This window comes from Nesterenkonia sp. PF2B19, assembly GCF_001758425.2.
GTDB classification, from domain to species: Bacteria; Actinomycetota; Actinomycetes; order Actinomycetales; family Micrococcaceae; genus Nesterenkonia; species Nesterenkonia aethiopica.
In genome coordinates this window covers 57,481-72,671 of the sequence record NZ_MDSS02000003.1, presented here as the reverse complement: position 1 = coordinate 72,671, position 15,191 = coordinate 57,481, and the positions used below count along the sequence as shown (strand labels likewise).

Here is a 15,191-nt window from a genome sequence, read left to right as displayed (position 1 = left end):
GCCATGAGCAGCGACTTCAGCACCGAGACCCGCGCGGGCTGGACCCGTGACCAGATGGCCGCGCGCGCCGCCGACGAGCTGCCCGACGGCTCCTACGTGAACCTGGGCATCGGCATGCCCACCCTGATCCCGAACCACATCCCCGCCGAGCGCACCGTGGTGCTGCAGTCGGAGAACGGGATCCTCGGGGTGGGCCCCTACCCCACCGAGGATGCGGTGGACCCCGATCTGATCAACGCCGGCAAGGAGACCGTCACCGTCCTGCCGGGCGCGGCGTTCTTCGACTCCTCCACCAGCTTCGGGATGATCCGCGGCGGCAAGATCGACGTCGCCGTGCTGGGCGGGATGCAGGTGGCCGCCAACGGTGACCTCGCCAACTGGATGGTGCCGGGCAAGATGGTCAAGGGAATGGGCGGCGCCATGGATCTGGTGCACGGGGCCGAGCGGGTCATCTGCCTGATGGACCACGTGGCCAAGGACGGCTCCCCGAAGATCCTGCCCGCCTGCACCCTGCCGCTGACCGGCAAGGGCGTGGTGGACCGGATCATCACGGACCTGGCGGTGATCGACGTCGTCGGCACCGAGGCCGAGCCGCGCCTGCAGCTGGTGGAGACCGCACCGGGGGTGAGCGAGGAGCAGGTGCGCGAGGCCACCGGTGTGGAGCTGCACTGAGAGCTGCGCCGCGAGCTGGACTGATCGGCGCCGCGCGGGCCTCCCGCCTGTCGGTAGACTCTGGGCGTGACCGACGCACTGAACTCTGACGCACCCCTCGCTGACGCACCGCAGCTTCCCGAGAAGGTCTCCGACGTCTTCGACCCCTGGCAGTGGCGCCCGGTGGAGGGCTTCGAGCTGACCGACATCACCTACCACCGGCGCGTGGAGCGGGACGCGGACGGGCGGATCCTGCGTGATCTGCCCGCGGTGCGCATCGCCTTCGACCGGCCGGAGGTCCGCAACGCGTTCCGCCCCGGCACGGTGGACGAGCTCTACCGCACCCTGGACCATGCGCGCATGACGCCCGACGTCGGCGCGGTGATCCTCACCGGAAACGGCCCCTCCCCGAAGGACGGCGGGCACAGCTTCTGCTCCGGTGGGGACCAGCGCATCCGCGGTCGGGACGGCTACCGCTACGCCTCGGGCGAGACCGCCGAGACGGTGGACCCCGCCCAGGCCGGCCGGCTGCACATCCTGGAGGTGCAGCGGCTGATCCGCACCATGCCGAAGGTCGTCATCGCCGTGGTCAACGGCTGGGCCGCCGGCGGCGGGCACTCTCTGCACGTGGTCGCCGACCTCACCCTCGCGTCGAAGCAGCACGGGAGGTTCAAGCAGACCGATGCCACGGTGGGCTCCTTCGACGCCGGCTACGGCTCCGCCCTGCTGGCCCGTCAGGTGGGCCAGAAGAAGGCCCGAGAGATCTTCTTCCTGGCCCGTGAGCACTCGGCCGACGACATGGTCGCCGCCGGGGCCGTCAACGAGGCGGTGGACCATGAGCAGCTGGAGCAGGTGGCGCTCGAATGGTGCGCCGACATCGCCGCCCAGTCCCCGCAGGCGGTGCGGATGCTGAAGTTCGCCTTCAACGCGGTGGACGACGGCATGGCCGGTCAGCAGGTCTTCGCCGGGGAGGCGACCCGCATGGGGTACATGACCGACGAGGCGGTCGAAGGCCGAGACGCGTTCCTGCAGAAGCGGGACCCGGACTGGTCCAGCTACCCGTACTACTTCTGAGACCCTGACGTTGACTCCGGAGATATGGTCGCTCTGAGCGCACTGACGCGACGTTTAGCGACCACGCGTCCGGAGGCAACGTCAGCCGTCCCGTCTAAGGAGGACACACTGTGAGCACCCCAGACGCCCCCACTGGTTCCACGCCGTTCTACCGCCAGCTCTCCCCCACCTGCGGCCTCCGGGTCTCCCCCATCGCCCTCGGCACGCTGACCTTCGGCCGTGGTGAGGAGCTCACGCACATGGGCGACCTCGACGCCGACCGTGCCGCAGAGATGCTGTCCCGCGCGCACGAGGCCGGGATCAACCTGATCGACACCGCCAACCTCTACGGCCGCGGAGTGGCCGAGGAGGTCGTCGCCGCGGCGCTGAAGAAGCTCGACCATGCCGAGGACTTCCTGATCACCACCAAGGCCCGCATGGTCATCGGTGACGGTCCCAATGACGGCGGCGCCTCTCGCTGGCACCTGCTGCGAGAGGTCGACCGTTCCCTGGCCCGGCTGGACCGGGACCACATCGACCTGTTCTACCTGCACCAGTGGGACGGCCAGACTCCGCTGGAAGAGACGCTGGAGACCATGGACACTCTGGTCCGGTCGGGCAAGATCCGCTACTACGGGGTCTCCAACTACATGGGCTGGCAGCTGCAGAAGGCCCTGCGAGTCTGCGAGGCCCACGGCTTCGTCAAGCCGGTCGCCCAGCAGATCCTCTACTCCGCCTACACCCGCACCGCGGAGTACGAACAGATCCCCGCCGCCCTGGACGCGGGGATCTCCACTCAGCCGTGGAGTCCGCTGAACATGGGCCTGCTCACCGGAAAGTGGCGCCGGGGACAGCAGCCCGACGGCCCTGCCCGCCTCAAGGACGGCACCGGTCAGGAGATGCGCGTGCCGGACTGGGACCGCCTCTACGACGTCGTCGACGCCCTGAAGGAGGTGGCGGGCAGGCACGGCGCCACCATCCCGCAGGTGGCGCTGGCGTGGACGCTGACCCGTCCCGGAGTGCACAACACCGCCGTCGCGGCCCGGAACCTCGACCAGCTGGAGGACCTGCTGGGCTATGCCGCGCTCGAGCTCACCGAGGAGGACCGGACCACGATCGACCGCGTCGGCCGGCCGGAGATCATGTACCCGCACTGGCACCAGGCGGATATGGCCGGAGAACGACTGGGCGCGGCCGATCGGGACATCATCGGCACCATCGGCGAGCAGGTGGCGGAACAGTTCGGGGCCCGAGGCTGAGCGGGTCAGCGGATCATGCCCACAGTCGTCACAGCGACCCCCGACCCATCCACCGCCCGATGAGCCGCACCGGTCACTCCTGGATCGAGCCCGCCCTGGAGGCGCTCGACGCCGCCCTCCGTGGCGCGACGCCCCCGATCGAATTCCTTCCGGCCGACGACGACGCCCCCCGCTGGGTGCACCGCCCCGACGCGACGGACCATGGCCGCGACGGTGAGGCCCCCGCCGTCGTCGTGCGCACCTCCGGCTCCACCGGGACGGCGAAGCAGACCCTGCTCTCCGCCGCCGCGCTGCAGGCTTCCGCCGACGCGACGGCGGCGGCACTCGGCGGACACGGGCACTGGCTGCTGACCCTGCAGCCCAGCTATGTGGCGGGCCTGGCCGTGCTCTCCCGCAGCCTGGTGGCCGGCACCGTCCCGGTGCCGCTGCTGACAGGGACCACCGATCCCGCGGCGTTCGCGGGCGCCGCCGAGCAGCTGACCGCTGAGCCTCGCTTCGTCTCCCTGGTGCCCACCCAGCTGGGCAGGCTCCTGGAGGCCGGAGATCCCCGGACGCTGTCCGCGCTGCGGAGCATGGACACGATCCTGCTCGGAGGCGGCGCCTCCCCGGCGCCGCTGCTGCGCCGAGCCGATCAGGCCGGCCTGCATGTGGTCCGCACCTATGGCATGAGCGAGACCTGCGGGGGGTGCGTCTATGACGGCCATCCCCTTCCCGGCGTCACCGTGGACACCGACGACGCCGGCCGGGTCCGACTGGCCGGTCCCATGGTCGCCCTGGGCTATCTTGACGACCCGGAGCTCACCACCGAGCATTTCGACGTGGAGCCGCTCATGGGGCACCGCCGCTACCTCACCGACGATCTCGGGGAGCTGACGCCTGCCGAGACCCCAGGCGCCACGCCTGAGCTGAGCATCTCCGGCCGCGCCGACGACGTCATCAACACCGGCGGGGTCAAGGTCTCCGCGGAGCGGGTGCGCGCGGTGCTGCTGGACCATCCCGGAGTGCGCGACGCGTTCGTCGGCGCCGCCCCGGACCCGGACTGGGGGCAGCGAGTCTGCGCCGCCGTCGTGCTCTCCGCCGTCACCCGCACCGACGACACCCTGGGCGACCTGCGGGAGGCGGTGCGGGAGACGCTGGGCCCCGCGGCCGTGCCGAAGGACCTGCACGTGCTGGCCGCCCTGCCCCTGCTGACATCCGGGAAGCCGGATCGGCGAGAATTGCTCCAGATGTTCTCCGGCTGACCTGCTGACCGGACGCGCACCCGACCCACCCCCATCCGTCCCCCATCGAAGGAGTCCCGTGGCCACCACCGCAGAATGGATCGCAGGTTCCCGCCCCCGCACGCTCCCGATGGCGGTGGCCCCGGTGGTGATCGGCACCGCCGCGGCCGCCGGGCTGGGCTCCTTCGACCTGTTGATCGGCGCGCTGGCGATGATCGTGGCGCTGACCCTGCAGGTGGGCGTCAACTACGCCAACGACTACTCCGACGGTGTGCGCGGCACCGATGACTCCCGGGTGGGGCCCATGCGGCTGACCGCCTCGGGGGCTGCGTCCCCGGGTGCGGTGAAGGCCGCCGCGTTCATCTCCTTCGGCATCGCCGGTGCCTCCGGTGTAGTGATCGTGGCCCTGTCAGGGATGTGGTGGTTCCTCGCCGTCGGCGCGGTGTGCGTGCTGGCCGCCTGGTGGTACACCGGCGGCTCGCGCCCCTATGGGTACCTGGGGCTCGGTGAGGTGATGGTGTTCATCTTCTTCGGGCTGGTCGCCACCCTGGGGACCACCTGGGTCATGGCCGCCCAGCTGAGCCCCGCCGCCTGGGTGGGTGCGGTGGGCGCCGGGCTGATCGCCTCGGGGCTGCTGATGGCCAACAACGTGCGGGACATCCCCACGGACCGCGAGTCCGGGAAGATGACGCTGGCAGTGCGGCTCGGGGAGCGGAAGGCGCGGATCAGCTACGTGCTGATGATCGGGGTGGCGGTGCTGCTGCCGCTGGCGCTGGTGGCGCAGAACCTGTGGTTCCTGCTGGTGCTGTTGGTGTGGCCGCTGTGCGCCGGCCCCGTGCGGATCATGCTCTCGCGCCGGCACACCGGGCGTGCACTGATCACGGTGCTGCAGCTGACGGGCCAGGTGAGCCTGGCGTTCGCGGCCACGATGGCCGCGGCGATGCTGCTGGGCTGATCAGGTGCTGTGCTGATCCGGTACTGGCTGATCAGGTACTGCGCGGGTCGTCGACGTCGGTGTCTTCGGCGGCGTCGCCGGCCGAGTCCTCGGGGCGCCGAGGCGGACGGCCGTTGCCGTTGCGGCTGCCGTCGCCGTCCTTGTCCGCGCCAGGGGCGCCGGAACCGTCGGACGGTGTGTCCGTCGCGGCGCCGTCGTCGGGCTTCTTCTGCGGGGTCTGACCCTTCTGCCGGGCCTCGAGCTCGGCCTCCTTGCGACGGAGCTCCTCCTCGCGCTGCTTCTGCATGCGCTGGATCTCCAGGTTCCGCAGGAAGTTGGGGTCATCATCGGGGGCGGACGGGCGCTTGGGCGCGGCTCCGGGAGCCGCCACCCGGCCGCGGCCGAACGCCAGCCACAGCCCGGCGCCGATGATCGGCACCAGCACGATCACCGCGAGCCAGGCACTCTTGCCGAGCACCCGCACGCGGTGGCGCGGGGTCTGGATGCATTCGATCAGGCTGTAGATCATCAGCCCGGCACCCACAATTCCCAGCGGGATGATCACCTTCAACATATCTTCCAGGGTAGTTCATAGGGCGCCGCGGGATCACGCCGAGACCTCCTGGTCAGCTCCGGGCGGACACCGCGCCGACACCGGGCCGGCACTGCCACCTCTACAGGACGTAGAATCGAGTGATGGCCGTTCTCAAGTACTCCCTGATCCGCCTGGCGACCTTCTTCATCCTCTTCGCCGCATGCCTGCTGCTGGACCTGGGCATGATCTTCGCGCTCATCGTGGGACTGCTGGGGTCCTGGGCGGTCGGCTACCTGTTCTTCAACAGCCTCCGCGTCGAGGCCGGCGAGGCACTGGCCCGCCGATTCGGGGGCGCCCGGCGACTGGGCGCCGGAGAACAGCAGGACAACGACGCCGAGGACGCGCTGGCCGAGGACTTCCACCGGCAGCAGGACGAACGGCGCCGGGACTCCTCGCCGGGCGAGGCTGAGCAGGACGGAGACTCGGGGACTGACCAGGACGGAGACCCAGGGACTCGCCAGGGAGACACACCTCGCTGATCCCCGCCTCATATCCAGTGGCCACGAATCCCGGCATCTCCCCGATGACGCGCCGCGACACGGCCTGAGAACCCGGGGTTCGTGACCAGTGGATGCACGGAGCTCAGCTGTCCACCCATCCACGCGCTCGCAGAGCACGGCGGATCTTGAGCAGACCCGGCCGCCACTGCTCCCGGCTGTGGTCCTTGGTGATCCTCAACTCCCACCATCCCATCGCCTCGGCCCGATCCGCGCGCCGGACGTCTCGGAGCACCTGGCCCGGCTCGGAGTGCACCTCGACGCCGTCGTACTCGATCGCGATCCGATACTCGTCGATCGCCAGGTCCGGCTCGAGCACCACACGCCCCGCCTCATCCAGGATCTGGGGATTCACCCGAGGCTCGGGCAGCCCATCCCTCCACATGGCGAGCCGCAGCCGCGTCTCCTGCGGCGAGTCGGCCCCCACCCGAGCCAGGTCGGCGGCCAGGCGCACCCTCCGGATGCCCCGACTCCCCCGCCGTCGCTCGACGGCGGCGCGCATCTCCTCGCACCGCATCACCGCGTCCCCGTGCTCGCCGAACTCGTGCCGCGGCGGACGCAGCATCCGGTCAGCCAGGATGACCGCGTCGGTCAGGGTGCGTCCGAGCGCCAGGTCCACCCAGGTCCGGCCGGGCCGGGTGAGCCGGACCCCGCCCAGCACGGTGATGTCCTCTTCAGGGACGTCAGAACGGTGCGCCCGCACCTGCCCGCGCCGGATCCGCCCGCCGGCAACGGGGCTGGTGATGTGCAGCGGCGGGACCAGTCGGAACCCCGGGACGCCGAGCAGTGCGGCGGCGGTGGTGTGGCTAGCCACCTGGTCGCCTGAGGCCGTGAGCGCCTGCAGCAGGGTGAGGGATCGTGCCTCCACCTCCGTCGTCAGGGCGCCATAGATCCCGTGGTCCACCCGTTGCAGGGTGCTGTAGTCGAGGGACCGGCGGACATCCGCCTCCTCCCACCCCAGGTCCAGCAGCTCATGCATGCGGTGGGCACCGGCAGGCGCGGGCCGGGGAATCCTCCGGCGGCGGTCGTGCTGAGGGAACTCCATGCGCCCATCCCAGCGGGACGGCGGACGAGTCCGCTGCGGCACCGGGTCACTTGGGGAGGGATGCGCGTGTCGGAGCCAGACGGCGTCGGGCTGTGGAGGAGTGCCCTCCTGGAACCACTGGCCACGAATCCCGGCATCTCAGCCCGTGTCGCGGCGTGTCATCAGGAAGATGCCGGGATTCGTGGCCACTCGAGGCAGTGGGGGTCAGCTGCAGCGGAGCCTCACTCCGGCAGGCCGGCGTAGGAGTGCAGACCCGGGAAGTACACGTTGACCACTGAGTAGTTGAAGATGATGCAGGCGAAGCCGATGATCGACAGCCACGCGGCCCGGTTCCCGGACCAGCCGCGGGTGGCACGGGCGTGCAGGTAGCCCGCGTAGACCACCCAGATCACGAAGCTCCAGACCTCCTTGACGTCCCAGCCCCAATAGCGGCCCCACGCCTCCTCTGCCCAGATGGCACCGGTGATCAGCGGGCCGAGGGTCCAGAGCACGAATCCGACGGCGTTCATCCGGTACGCCCAGTTCTCCAGCGACGTCGACGACGGCACCATCCGCATGAACTGCCAGCCGCCCGTGCCGCGCAGGTCCCCGGCGGCCACCTTCAGCTCGCGCCGGTGCTGGACCAGCTGCAGGATGTTCATCGCGAACGTCAGGGTGAACAGACCCATGGCCGTCACCGCGAGGGTCACGTGGACGGCCAGCCAGGGCGACTGCAGGGCGGGCTGCACGTTGCCCACCGGCGTCGGGAATCCGATCGTGGCCGCGGTCATCATGACCACCACCAGGCCGATGGCGAAGGTGCCGAGGAATCGGAGGTCCCGACGGACCAGCGCCAGAAGGAACACCACCGAGACGATCAGGGCCCCGGTGGTGAGGAACTCGTACATGTTCGCCCAAGGGGCCCGCCCGGCGGCCACCCCGCGCGCGATGACGGCGAAGGCGTGTGAGGCGGCGGCGAGGATGGTCAGCGCCACCGCGACGTTCGCGAACGGACGACGGGTGCCCACGTAGGCCATGTCGTCGTCGACGAGGTCCTCGGCCGCGGCGGCCGGCGCCGTGCCCTCGGAGGCACCATCGCCCTCGGAGGCACCATCGCCCTCGGCCTCGCCCCCGGTCTCGCCCCCGGTCTCGCCCCCAGCCTCGTCCCGCACTCCGGAGGCCGACACCAGCGCGCCCTTCCGCGCGCGGGCCAGCTCCTCCTGCGCCTCCTCAGCGAGTTCGGCCTCCAGGCGGCGGATGGTCGCCGAGCTGCGGACCATGTCCACCGCGAAGACGATGAACGCGGCGGTGTAGATCAGGGCCGCGATGAGCATGAACAGGTCGCTGTACTGCGCCAGCTCCTCATTGACCGGATTCATCAGTCCTCCTTCTCAGGCGCCCGCACCGGCCACCGGCTCTCCAGCTGGTCGCGCAGGGCGATGTTCTCATCCCGCAGGCGGAAGTCCTCGCCCCGGGACAGCAGGCCGTAGCGCACCAGAGTGCGTCCGGCCTCCGTGGTCTCCACGGTCACCCAGGCGCGACGGCGGCGCAGGAACAGGGACAGGATGAGTCCGCCCAGCGCGATCAGCGCGAAGACGAGCACCCCGCCCTGGGCGGGATTGTAGTGGATGTCGATCGCGATGTAGTCCTGGACCTCCTCGAAGGTGATGGACCCCATCCCCTCGGGGAGCTCCTGCGTCTCCCCCGGGTCGAGGACGATGCCACCGGCGTCGACCTCCCGGGAGTTCAGCACCTCGAGGCTGTCGGTGTCCAGGACGTAGACGTTCTGTGGGATGCCCTCATCCAGGCCGAGGTCCCCGTAGTAGGAGTTGAGCTGCAGCTGCGGGTTGTACAGCTCGGGGTCCACCGAGATCGCGGGTCCGCCGTCCTCCGCCTCATGGGCGGTCGGCAGGAAGAGCCCGACGAAGCCGAGCTGCTCGGGCTGGGCGTCCGGTGCCTTGATGACGGCCATGGAGGTGTAGACCTGGTCGTCCGGACGGGAGATCACCGGGCCGGAGAAGGCCACCTCCCCCTCGCCGTCGCGGATGGTCACCACCGGGGCGTAGCCGTTGCCCACCAGGAACACCCGGGCCCCGCCCAGGGTCAGCGGGTGGTTGACCTTCAGCTCATCGGACTGCGGCTCGCCGTCGGCACCCTCCTGGGTGGTGACGTCGGCGGTGAAGTCCAGGGCCTGGCCGTAGTGAGTGGCGGAGTCGCGGTCGAAGACCCGTTCGAAGCTGTCCAAGCGGATGGAGAACGGGTGCAGCCGAGACTCGTCGAACCACGTGCCCGGGTAGAAGTTGTCGTAGGCCACCAGCGAGTTCACGAAGCTTCGTCCTCGATGATCACCTTCTGCCCGCGGTAGCTGAGCATCGACCCAGCGCCACACAGATCAGCACACCCACCAGCGCCACGTGGAACAGGAGGTTCCCGATCTCCTTCAGGTACCCCTTCTCCGCGCCGATCGACGCCCGCCGAGGACGCCCGCGGGAGTCCTCACCGGCCTCCCGCACGTCTACGCGGTAGCGGCGCTTCCGCAGCACGTCCGCGGCGTCCTCCAGGGCCCGCTCCGGGGTGGGGCCGCCGTCGTCGAGCTCCAGGGCTCCGTACTCCGGCAGCCGCTCCAACCGGGCGGGGGTGCGCGGCGGGGCCGAGCGCATCTGCTGGATGTGCTTGCGGGCCCGCGGAATGATGCAGCCGATCAGGGAGATGAACAGCAGCAGGTAGATGGACGAGAACCAGACCGACGAGTAGACGTCGAAGACCTGGAACGTGTCCAGGATCGGACCCACAGTGGGGTTGTCGTCGATCCAGGTCTGCACGGCGAAGGCGTCCTGGACCCGCTGCGGGAAGAGCGAGCCGGGCACGGCCGCCACCGCGAGCAGGAGCAGCAGCATCAGCGCGGTGCGCATGCTGGTCAGCTGGGTCCAGGCCCAGCGCAGCATGCCGGTGAGCCCCAGGGCCGGCGGGGCGACCTCCTGGCGGGGCGCGTCCCCGGTGGCCTCGTGGAGTGCGTCCTCCCGGGCGTTGTCCCGGTGTGCGGACGGCTGAGGGGGCTGAGTCATCAGATCGGCATCCTCACCTCATTGGCGAACCAGTCCTGGAGCGCGTAGACCCACATGTTCCACACGCCGGAGAGCATCAGCAGCCCGACGACGATCAGCACACCGCCGCCGATGCGCATGACGGCCACCCGGTGCTTCCGGAAGAAGGACACCGCCTTCATGCCCCGTTGAATGCCGAAGCTGATGAGGATGAAGGGGATGCCCAGGCCGAGGGAGTAGACCAGCATCAGCAGGGCACCGCGGGCGGGGTCCCCGCCCACCGGGGTGGAGAGGGCGAGCACCGCGGCCAAGGTGGGACCGATGCAGGGAGCCCAGCCGATGCCGAAGGTCGCGCCCAGCAGCGGGGCGCCGAGCAGACCGTCGGGCGGGCGGCGCTCGATCTTCCGCTCCCGCTGGAAGATGCTGAACGCGCCCATGAAGATCAGGCCCATGAGCACGACGACGGCGCCGAGCAGCTGGGTCAGCCAGCCTCCCTCCACCCGCAGCCACACGGTGGCCTGGGTGAACAGGACGCCGATGAGCACGAAGATCACGGAGAAGCCGAGCACGAACAGGGTCGCGCCCAGCACCATGCGGGATCGACGCCGGGCGGCCAGGTCCACCCCGGAGAGCCCGGTGACGTAGCCCAGATAGCCGGGCACCAGGGGCAGCACGCAGGGCGAGAGGAAGGAGACCAGCCCGGCGAGCAGCGCCACCGGGGCAGAGATCAGCAGAGAGCCGTCGAAGACGATCTCCGCGAACCGGTTGTTGACCGCACCCAGAGGGTTGGCCGCGCTGAGGGTCGCGTGCCCGACGTCGGCGATCATGCCTCCGCGGACTCCTCCAGCGCGGTGGTGATCAGGGCGCGCAGGGTGCCCGGCTCGGCGATGCCGAGGATGCGTGCGGAGACCCGACCCTCGCGGTCCAGCACGAGGGTGGTGGGCACCGCCGACGGCGGGACATAGTCGGTCATGGCCAGCATGACCTGCCCGTCCCGGTCCTCCATGGACGGGTAGCCGATGCCGAAGCGTCGCTCGAAGGCCTCCGCGGTGGGCTGGGTGTCGCGGGTGTTGACGCCGTAGAACTGGACGCCGTCGTCGGCGAACTCCTCGTGGATCTCGGCGAGGTCGGGGGCCTCCACGCGGCAGGGTGCGCAGGCGGCGTACCAGAAGTTGATGACGGCCACCTCACCTTCCCAGCGGGAGGGCTCCACCGTGGAGCCGTCGAAGAGGGTGGACTCGAAGTGCACGGGTTCGCCGCGTTCCTCGGGGGCGAACTCCTGGACGGATCCGTCGCCGGCCACGTAGTTGCTGCCGTCGTTGGCGGCCTGCTCGGCGAGCCGGTCGTTCTCGGAGCTGCAGGCGGTCAGCGCGAGCAGCCCCGCCATCAGCCCGGAGGCACCGATCAGGGCACGGCGTCCCATCACCGGCCGGAGACGGTCCGGCTGATGCGCGGCGGAGTCAGGTGAACTCATGGGGCGGTCCTTACGGGGTGACGCGTGGTGGTGTCGCTTGTTCGGCGGCGCGCAGGGGCGCTGACGCGGACGTCGGCATAATTCTACAGCGTGTAGTAATCCTGGTCGCTGGCGGCGTCGTCATATGACCACGCCACCCGCACCGACCCTGCGGGCCGACGCCGGGAACGGTCCGGCGCCGTCGGGAAAGGTATCAGCCGAACCTGGGCGTCCGCCTGATCAGGCGCCGGGCAGGGCGATGGCGTCCTTGAGGAGCTCCTTGTTGGGCTCCGCGTAGCTGACCGACTCCACCCCGTCGGGACCGATGTGCAGGCCGGTGATGGAGGTCAGGGAGCATTCGCGGCGTCGCGGATCGTGCCACAGCGGGCGATCCTCAGCCACAGACGGGTGACCCAGATGGGCAGCTGGTGGGAGATCACGACGACCTCAGCGCCGTCGCCATGCTCGGCGACGGCCAGCTCGGAGAGGTCCTTGGCCGCGGCGAGCATCCTGCTGACCTGCTGGGCGTACGGCTCGCCCCAGGAGGGGCGCAGGGGGTTGACCAGCAGGGGCCACCAGCGGGGACTGCGCAGCTGCTGCTTGACGCGGGAGAGTCCTTCGAAGGCGTTCTCGGCCTCCAGGACCCGCTCCTCGGTGAGCACCGGCATGTCCAGCCGTTCGGCCAGCGGGGCGACGGTCTCCTGCGCGCGCTGCAGCGGCGAGGCCGCGAGCAGGTGGACCGGATGCCCGGCCTCCGCCCGCGCGGCGAAATGGTCCGCGATGCCGGCGGCCATGCGATGGCCGAGCTCGGAGAGCCCGAACCCCGGCAGGCGGCCGTAGAGGACCTTCTCAGGATTGTGGACCTCCCCGTGACGGACGAGGTGGACGGTGGCCGTGGTCTGCGCGGTGGTGCTGGATGCCATGGGCACCAGTGTCGCAGAGTCACGGAGCCGCACCCTGCCTTTCCCCCGCTCAGAGCGATAGGTTCTGTCAACGAGCGCTGAACGACCCCGACGGCGAGAGGTATCGACGACGATGAGCACCACCGGTGATGAGAACCAGGGCGGGCCGCAGGATCCTGACGGGGCGCAGCAGCCGCAGGGCCAGCCACCGCAGGAGCCCCAGCACGGGCAGCAGTACGGGCAGCAGCAGGGCCAGCAGCAGGGCCAGCACGGCTCGGCGCCCTCCGCCGGGTCTGCGCCCGGCGCTCCGGCCTATGGCGCCGGCTATGGACAGCCGCCCCAGTACGGCCAGCAGAGCCAGTACGGGCAGCAGAGCCAGTACGGGCAGCAGAGCCAGTACGGGCAGCAGAGCCAGTACGGGCAGCAGAGCCCCTATGAGCCGGCAGGTCAGAGCCCCTACGGGGCGCCCGGCCAGCCGCCTGCCGGGCCGGGCCCGACCGGTCAGCCGACGGTCACGACAGAGAAGCCGACCCGTCCACTGACGATGACGCTGTCCATGGTCTTCCAGCTGCTGGCCGGGCTCCTGCTGGCGGTCGCCGGGGTGATCTCCGGCGTGAGGATCATGGGAGCCCACCCCACCCAGCTGCTGCCTGAGCAGGAGTGGCAGGAGATTGCGGACGTCTCCATCGCTGAGGCGCAGGAGTTCATGGCGATCTTCGGCGTCGCCCTCATCATCGGTGCCGTGGTCCTGGCCCTCCCGTACTTCGCCCTGGCTTTCCTGAGCACCCGGGGCTCCCAGGTGGGCCGCATCCTGGCCACGATCTACCTGGCGCTGAGCATCTTCTCCGTGTTCTTCGGCCTGCTGAACCTGCTGCTGGTCGTCCTGCCCAGCCTGGTGGCCCTGGTGCTGCTGTGGCTGCCCGCCAGCAACACCTATGTGCAGCAGGTGCGCGGGGCGAAGCAGGGATCGGGCGCTCCGGGCCAGGGACCAGGGACGTATGGCACGGGCGGATACGGCACCGGCGGGTACGTCCAGCCCGGGCAGCAGCCGGGTCAGCCGGGTCAGCCGGGTCAGCCGGGTCAGCCGGGCCCGATCCTACGGGCAGAATCCCTACGGTCAGCCTCCCCAGGGCGGTTACGGCCAGCAGCCCGGTCAGCACCCCGGACAGCCGGGTCAGCAGCCGGGTGGACCCTACTCCTCCTGAGCCGGGAGAACCACCTGTCACGACGGCCGGCCGGGCGCCTGTTCGAAGGCGCCGGGCCGGCCGTCGTCGTCCCTGTGGACGCGCTCGGCGTCGGCCTATGTGCGGTCGCATCGCGCCGCGGCACGTGGCGACCGGAGCCCGGCCCACGCGATGTCCAATCCCCGGGTGCCGTCCAGCAACCTGGGTCAGACCATCCAGCAGCCTCCCGGCCTCTGAACGGTCAGCGGCTTCCCGGGAGTCCGGGGATGGTGGTCAGCATGTCGTCCTCGTAATCGAGGTAGCACTGCGTCATGGAGCGCTCCGTGAGCGCGTGGGTGCGGCACTGGTCGAACTCGACGGTGGCACCCCAGAACAGCGCCTGGGCGGTGGCTGTGGCCGCGAAGAGACCGCAGCACACGATCGCCGCCGCCGCACTGACATGCATGAGGGCCGGCAGCTTCTTCCGGATGGCCTGCACCAGAAGGATCACCCCGCCCGTCGTCCCGACGAGTCCAGCCACCACGGCCAGCAGCCGGTAGGGCAGTGGCGTCTGCAGTCCGATGTAGGACACGATCAGCGCGAGCACCAGCCACCCGGTGAAGCGGGCGTACCGACGGAAGGTCTCCGGCTCCAGATCCACGGCCCGACGGCGGCCCGGCTTGCCGCCGTCGGGCCCGCCGCTCGCGGACCCGTTCTGCGGGGGCTGCTGCTGAGGTGGAGTGACGCTCATAGCCCACCAGCCTACGCGGCGCGGGCCCCGCCCGGGGAAGTAGGGTGGAGTCCATGCGCATCGTGGTTCTGGTCTCCGGCTCGGGGACGAATCTCCAAGCCGTCATCGACGCCGTCTCCGCCGGCTCCCTGCCCGTGGAGATCGCCGCCGTCGGTTCCGACGTCCCCGGCTGCGGCGGCCTGGAACGGGCCGAGCGGGCCGGGATCCCGACCTTCGCGGTGCCGCTGGCGCGCGGGGGCGATCGTGCCGCATGGAACTCCCGGCTGCGGGACGAGGTCCGCGGCTTCAGCCCGGCCCTGGTGGTCTCCAGCGGTTTCATGCGGATCCTCGGCGCGGAGTTCCTCGACGGCGTCGGGGTCCCGATCATCAACACCCACCCGGCGCTGCTGCCCAGCTTCCCCGGGGCTCACGCGGTCCGTGACGCCGTCGAGCACGGGGTGAAGATCACCGGCTGCACTGTGCACCAGGTGGACGCCGGGGTGGACACCGGTCCGATCCTCGCGCAGGAGGCGGTGCGGGTGCTGCCGGATGACGACGTCGACACGCTGCACGAGCGGATCAAGGTCGAGGAGCGCCGACTGCTCGTGGAGACCATCGCCGGCATCGCCGACGGCCGGATCGGACTGCCGAGCTCGTGAACGCCGC

At 70.4% G+C, this 15,191-nt stretch carries 16 protein-coding genes and 1 pseudogene; 8 read left to right on the top strand and 9 right to left on the bottom strand.

The features are described 5' to 3' along the window. Positions 1-3: 3 nt before the first annotated feature. The 5 genes from BCY76_RS01535 to BCY76_RS01515 all read left to right on the top strand — a co-directional run bounded on the left by BCY76_RS01535 (position 4) and on the right by BCY76_RS01515 (position 5,138). Positions 4-672 (top strand): CoA transferase subunit B, encoded by a 669-nt coding sequence (locus tag BCY76_RS01535; protein ID WP_085437072.1) that lies wholly within the window; start codon positions 4-6, stop codon positions 670-672. A gap of 66 nt (positions 673-738) precedes the next feature. Next, complete coding sequence (locus BCY76_RS01530; RefSeq protein WP_237089904.1) at positions 739-1,725, top strand: 1,4-dihydroxy-2-naphthoyl-CoA synthase; 987 nt, start codon at positions 739-741, stop codon at positions 1,723-1,725. 110 nt (positions 1,726-1,835) lie between these two features. Beyond that, entirely contained in the window at positions 1,836-2,963 is a 1,128-nt protein-coding gene (locus BCY76_RS01525; RefSeq protein WP_083277574.1) for an aldo/keto reductase, read from the top strand. 59 nt (positions 2,964-3,022) lie between these two features. Next, entirely contained in the window at positions 3,023-4,204 is a 1,182-nt protein-coding gene (locus tag BCY76_RS01520) for an AMP-binding protein (protein ID WP_070160734.1), read from the top strand. 58 nt (positions 4,205-4,262) lie between these two features. Then, the gene (locus tag BCY76_RS01515; protein ID WP_083277573.1) at positions 4,263-5,138 is read left to right on the top strand and encodes a 1,4-dihydroxy-2-naphthoate polyprenyltransferase; all 876 of its coding nucleotides are present in this window, start codon (positions 4,263-4,265) and stop codon (positions 5,136-5,138) included. Positions 5,139-5,169: 31 nt separating this feature from the next. Here the strand turns inward: BCY76_RS01515 and BCY76_RS01510 are convergent, their stop codons facing one another. Further along, positions 5,170-5,691: a PLD nuclease N-terminal domain-containing protein gene (locus BCY76_RS01510; protein ID WP_085437071.1), complete on the bottom strand. Its 522-nt coding sequence runs from the start codon at positions 5,689-5,691 to the stop codon at positions 5,170-5,172. A 122-nt stretch (positions 5,692-5,813) separates the two neighbouring features. On the opposite strand from BCY76_RS01510, the gene BCY76_RS01505 reads away from it, so the two are divergent. After that, positions 5,814-6,191: a DUF4229 domain-containing protein gene (locus BCY76_RS01505; protein ID WP_070160731.1), complete on the top strand. Its 378-nt coding sequence runs from the start codon at positions 5,814-5,816 to the stop codon at positions 6,189-6,191. 103 nt (positions 6,192-6,294) lie between these two features. On the opposite strand, the gene BCY76_RS01500 is transcribed toward BCY76_RS01505, so the two are convergent. From BCY76_RS01500 to BCY76_RS01475, 7 genes and pseudogenes are all read right to left on the bottom strand, one after another. Next, the gene (locus BCY76_RS01500) at positions 6,295-7,254 is read right to left on the bottom strand and encodes an endonuclease domain-containing protein (protein ID WP_139827557.1); all 960 of its coding nucleotides are present in this window, start codon (positions 7,252-7,254) and stop codon (positions 6,295-6,297) included. 221 nt (positions 7,255-7,475) lie between these two features. Next, positions 7,476-8,612, bottom strand: a complete 1,137-nt coding sequence (gene ccsB / locus BCY76_RS01495; RefSeq protein ID WP_070160727.1) for a c-type cytochrome biogenesis protein CcsB — start codon at positions 8,610-8,612, stop codon at positions 7,476-7,478. After that, positions 8,612-9,559, bottom strand: a complete 948-nt coding sequence (gene resB / locus BCY76_RS19785; protein ID WP_272896802.1) for a cytochrome c biogenesis protein ResB — start codon at positions 9,557-9,559, stop codon at positions 8,612-8,614. The genes ccsB and resB overlap by 1 nt, the downstream gene beginning before the upstream one ends. 19 nt (positions 9,560-9,578) lie before the next feature. Further along, entirely contained in the window at positions 9,579-10,298 is a 720-nt protein-coding gene (locus BCY76_RS19780; RefSeq protein WP_272896801.1) for a cytochrome c biogenesis protein ResB, read from the bottom strand. Further along, positions 10,298-11,104 (bottom strand): cytochrome c biogenesis CcdA family protein, encoded by an 807-nt coding sequence (locus BCY76_RS01485; RefSeq protein ID WP_070160725.1) that lies wholly within the window; start codon positions 11,102-11,104, stop codon positions 10,298-10,300. Before BCY76_RS01485 ends, BCY76_RS19780 begins: the two co-directional genes overlap by 1 nt. Continuing rightward, the gene (locus BCY76_RS01480) at positions 11,101-11,751 is read right to left on the bottom strand and encodes a TlpA family protein disulfide reductase (protein ID WP_083277572.1); all 651 of its coding nucleotides are present in this window, start codon (positions 11,749-11,751) and stop codon (positions 11,101-11,103) included. The genes BCY76_RS01485 and BCY76_RS01480 overlap by 4 nt, the downstream gene beginning before the upstream one ends. A gap of 219 nt (positions 11,752-11,970) precedes the next feature. Continuing rightward, positions 11,971-12,653, bottom strand: a pseudogene (locus tag BCY76_RS01475) (histidine phosphatase family protein). A gap of 112 nt (positions 12,654-12,765) precedes the next feature. On the opposite strand from BCY76_RS01475, the gene BCY76_RS17910 reads away from it, so the two are divergent. After that, on the top strand, positions 12,766-14,109 hold the full coding sequence (locus BCY76_RS17910) for a hypothetical protein (protein WP_170922544.1): 1,344 nt from the start codon (positions 12,766-12,768) through the stop codon (positions 14,107-14,109). Here BCY76_RS17910 and BCY76_RS01465 read toward each other — a convergent pair. Further along, the gene (locus BCY76_RS01465) at positions 14,058-14,546 is read right to left on the bottom strand and encodes a hypothetical protein (RefSeq protein ID WP_070160721.1); all 489 of its coding nucleotides are present in this window, start codon (positions 14,544-14,546) and stop codon (positions 14,058-14,060) included. The genes BCY76_RS17910 and BCY76_RS01465 overlap by 52 nt on opposite strands. 53 nt (positions 14,547-14,599) lie before the next feature. Here BCY76_RS01465 and purN point away from each other — a divergent pair, with 53 nt between their 5' ends. Next, positions 14,600-15,184 carry a phosphoribosylglycinamide formyltransferase gene (gene purN, locus BCY76_RS01460; RefSeq protein WP_070160719.1) on the top strand — a complete coding sequence of 195 codons (585 nt, stop codon included), beginning with the start codon at positions 14,600-14,602 and terminating at the stop codon, positions 15,182-15,184. Positions 15,185-15,191: the final 7 nt, after the last annotated feature.

What these genes read in the sequence shown, in the direction of transcription:
- BCY76_RS01535 (WP_085437072.1), top strand. Translation starts at nt 4, where the DNA reads ATGAGCAGCGACTTCAGCACCGAGACCCGCGCGGGCTGGACCCGTGAC.
- BCY76_RS01520 (WP_070160734.1), top strand. Translation starts at nt 3,023, where the DNA reads ATGAGCCGCACCGGTCACTCCTGGATCGAGCCCGCCCTGGAGGCGCTC.
- BCY76_RS01510 (WP_085437071.1), bottom strand. Translation starts at nt 5,691, where the DNA reads ATGTTGAAGGTGATCATCCCGCTGGGAATTGTGGGTGCCGGGCTGATG.
- BCY76_RS01505 (WP_070160731.1), top strand. Translation starts at nt 5,814, where the DNA reads ATGGCCGTTCTCAAGTACTCCCTGATCCGCCTGGCGACCTTCTTCATC.
- BCY76_RS01500 (WP_139827557.1), bottom strand. Translation starts at nt 7,254, where the DNA reads ATGGAGTTCCCTCAGCACGACCGCCGCCGGAGGATTCCCCGGCCCGCG.
- ccsB (WP_070160727.1), bottom strand. Translation starts at nt 8,612, where the DNA reads ATGAATCCGGTCAATGAGGAGCTGGCGCAGTACAGCGACCTGTTCATG.
- BCY76_RS19780 (WP_272896801.1), bottom strand. Translation starts at nt 10,298, where the DNA reads ATGACTCAGCCCCCTCAGCCGTCCGCACACCGGGACAACGCCCGGGAG.
- BCY76_RS01485 (WP_070160725.1), bottom strand. Translation starts at nt 11,104, where the DNA reads ATGATCGCCGACGTCGGGCACGCGACCCTCAGCGCGGCCAACCCTCTG.
- BCY76_RS01480 (WP_083277572.1), bottom strand. Translation starts at nt 11,751, where the DNA reads ATGAGTTCACCTGACTCCGCCGCGCATCAGCCGGACCGTCTCCGGCCG.
- BCY76_RS17910 (WP_170922544.1), top strand. Translation starts at nt 12,766, where the DNA reads ATGAGCACCACCGGTGATGAGAACCAGGGCGGGCCGCAGGATCCTGAC.
- BCY76_RS01465 (WP_070160721.1), bottom strand. Translation starts at nt 14,546, where the DNA reads ATGAGCGTCACTCCACCTCAGCAGCAGCCCCCGCAGAACGGGTCCGCG.
- purN (WP_070160719.1), top strand. Translation starts at nt 14,600, where the DNA reads ATGCGCATCGTGGTTCTGGTCTCCGGCTCGGGGACGAATCTCCAAGCC.